The organism is Spirosoma daeguense (assembly GCF_054776875.1).
The window spans coordinates 1-1,729 of record NZ_BAAHBF010000025.1; the positions used below are offsets into that span (position 1 = coordinate 1).

The window sequence follows — 1,729 nt, forward strand, 5'->3', positions numbered from 1 at the left end:
GGCTCTTACGCACTTTGTGTGGTTGAATATCGATAGAGGACTCGCTGTCGTAATAAATCTAATTTGGCTCTACCATACATCTGTCGTTTAATGAGCTTCACTCGGGTGACTTGTCCTTCCGTTTGGGCGTTGCTCCAGGCGGTGGCCAACGCTGCTCGTACAGCGGCATAGTCCTGGTGAAGCCGAAGGCTAAACTGCTGTAGTAATACGGCGGAACAAGTTTGGCAGCGGACTAACCAATCGTCTAATAACTCTGGCCGACGAACTCGAACCATAGCGCCAAAGTCCCTCACCAGTTCATAGACCTGGGCAATAATAGCGTCCTGACAAACATAGTTCAGGATTTGTCGATCAGCCTCTTCCAGTAAGGAGACAGGACGTACCATCAGCCAAGCAAGCTGCTGAGTAGTGGGTAACTCAAAAGATGGTTGATCAGGGGCAGACGAGTTGGTTACGGCCTGTTTTTGAGTCATTGGCACCTCCTCATTGCGACGTCTGCTCAGCCATTTGGTTACCTGATTATGAGCACCCGGATAGCCCTGCTGGCCAAGCTCTCGCCACAACTGTTGGGCGTTACGACAACCCTGCTGATAGCGATTCTCCAAATAAGCAATATAAGGGGTCAGCATACTCCGCCCGGTTGGACGTTGAACTCGTTCGGGAAATGATTCAGCGTAGGCATACCGACGAACCGTACTCCGATTCATGGCCAATTTCCGACTAATCTTAGAAATAGACAGGCCTGCCTGGCGCAACTGCTGTATTTGATTAAAGTAGCCTACGCGTTTTTCTCGGCCAGCCAAACGTGCCTCTAGTTCATTTTTTGAGTAATCTCGCATCACATAGTTAAGCCGTTCTGTCATCGGCTGAGTGGTTGGAACTGTCTGAGATACTGGCAACTGGCGTAGTCGTTGATAGCAGCCAGTTAATAATCGCTCTAGAACTTGTTCCATATTTTGCAGCAAATGCCATCGGTCAGCAACTTGCTGAGCTTGTGGTGCTCCTTCACGTGCGCCCCGAGCATACTCTCCTGAACGATCCCTTGTAATCACCTCTACGCCTGGATGAGCCTTTAGCCAATCTCTTAACCCTTCAGCAGTACGACCTTCCAGTAAATCGATAGGTTGATGTCGATCTAAATCGACTAAAATCGTACCGTATGTCTTAGCTTTTCGTATCGCCCAATCGTCGACTCCCAAAGCATGAGGAGTTGGTGTGATACCTGGTTGCCACTTTCGGATAAGTCGTAGCAACGTGTCATGGCTAGTAGGCATATATAAGTGATCCAGTAATTGACTTCCGGCCTTTCCACCTAGCATCATGGCCACACTGCGCTGAGCATGTGCCAATCGGCTAGTCCGACGAGCGAAAGCAGGTAACCAATCCGAACAAGGTTGGCCAAATGTTCGCTTTGGGCAAGCTGGATTCAAACAGCGAAATCGTCTTAATTGAAGCCTCAACTGAACAGGTGTATCGCTGATGGGTAAATCCGCAGGCTTACGATAATAAAATCCGTGTGAATTGCTAGAGACTTGCTGACAACATGGACAACAGGCCTGTTTGTCCATTGAGTGGGCGATTAGAATGTAGCCTTTTTGATAGGGCTTGCATTCAATAATTTGGCAATTGGGTAGATAAACAGGAAATGGAAGCTGAGTGCTCATTTGAAAAGAACACCAAAAGCTAAAAATCAGATCATAAACTTAACCACACAAAGTGCGTAAGAGCC

1 protein-coding gene is annotated in these 1,729 nt (G+C 48.0%); it reads right to left on the reverse strand.

Annotation, left to right across the window (positions count from 1 at the left end; translation table 11 throughout):
* Positions 1-5 precede the first annotated feature (5 nt).
* Complete coding sequence (locus ACYVD4_RS31930; protein WP_460952504.1) at positions 6-1,664, reverse strand: ISL3 family transposase; 1,659 nt, start codon at positions 1,662-1,664, stop codon at positions 6-8.
* Between the last annotated feature and the right edge of the window lie 65 nt (positions 1,665-1,729).

Bases quoted from the DNA above. Each gene is read 5' to 3' on its own strand.
- ACYVD4_RS31930 (WP_460952504.1), bottom strand. From the start codon at position 1,664: ATGAGCACTCAGCTTCCATTTCCTGTTTATCTACCCAATTGCCAAATT.